Raw genomic sequence first — 935 nt, 5'->3', positions numbered from 1 at the left:
CTTCGCACTTATCCGCCCTACGGTTAGAACCGCAGTTGGCGCAGTGCATCCGCCGTAACCCCATACACTTTTTTACGATCGCACTCTGCGCTTTCTGTTAGATTGAATTGTAAACGACCCACCTGAAGAAAACCGCCGCATACTGCAAGGAGCTTTACGTGCCATCCCTCTTCCGATACCGCCGTCCGTTGCGCGAACGCGTCCGATGGGCGGGCTGGTTTATTGTCGCCAACAGCCTGATTGCGTTGCTGATCGGTTTTCGTTATCTGCCCTGGATGACCGTGGCGGACACCGCCACCGGACTCTACGTAGCCCTGGCGATGATTGCCCAGTTTTCCCTGTTGGCCTGGCTGTTTGGTTTACCGCTGCTCCTGCTGACACTGATTCTGCCGCAGTCATTATTGCGTCCGACAGCCATCGTCATCGGCACCGCTGGCGTTGCTTTGCTGCTGCTCGACACCGTGGTTTACCACCAATTCCGTTTTCACCTGTCAGGTTTTGTGTTCGAGTTGATTGTTGGCGGTGGCACCGAAATATTTTCATTTTCCTGGCAGACCTGGGCGGTGGGCGGTATCGCCATTGTTGCGCTCGCATTGCTGCAATGGAGTCTGGCTCGACGCTTTTGGATTTTGACACCGCGTCGCTATCTATGGGCGCCTCTCACCCTACTGGTAACCANNCCAACTGCTGGCTCACGGCTGGAATGCCTGGGCGGATGCCCACTACGATCATCGCATCACCCGCGTCGCGCGCCACTTGCCGCTTTATCACGCGGCGACCGCCAAGCGCTTTTTTGCCCGCCACGGTTGGGTTGACCCTCAGGCCGTGCGGGAAGCCTCGGTGGTCGAGCAAATGAGTGCACCCGATGGCCAGGGCGCCCTGAACTATCCAACGGCAGCGCTCCAGTGCACGACACCCGAGCAGCTCCCCAACAT

2 protein-coding genes are annotated in these 935 nt (G+C 58.0%); both read left to right on the top strand.

Annotated elements, in window-relative coordinates; genetic code table 11:
• Window positions 1–158: 158 nt before the first annotated feature.
• Window positions 159–815, top strand: coding sequence for a DUF3413 domain-containing protein (locus tag B3187_RS11620; RefSeq protein WP_286806593.1), 657 nt, complete (start codon window positions 159–161; stop codon window positions 813–815).
• A partial coding sequence (locus tag B3187_RS17605; RefSeq protein ID WP_414673696.1) for a DUF3413 domain-containing protein occupies window positions 736–935 on the top strand: 200 nt, incomplete at its 3' end. The genes B3187_RS11620 and B3187_RS17605, both read left to right, overlap by 80 nt.

The organism is Marinimicrobium sp. UBA4209 (genome assembly GCF_002381585.1).
GTDB lineage: Bacteria > Pseudomonadota > Gammaproteobacteria > Pseudomonadales > Cellvibrionaceae > Marinimicrobium > Marinimicrobium koreense.
This window is presented reverse-complemented; position numbering and strand designations above follow the sequence as displayed.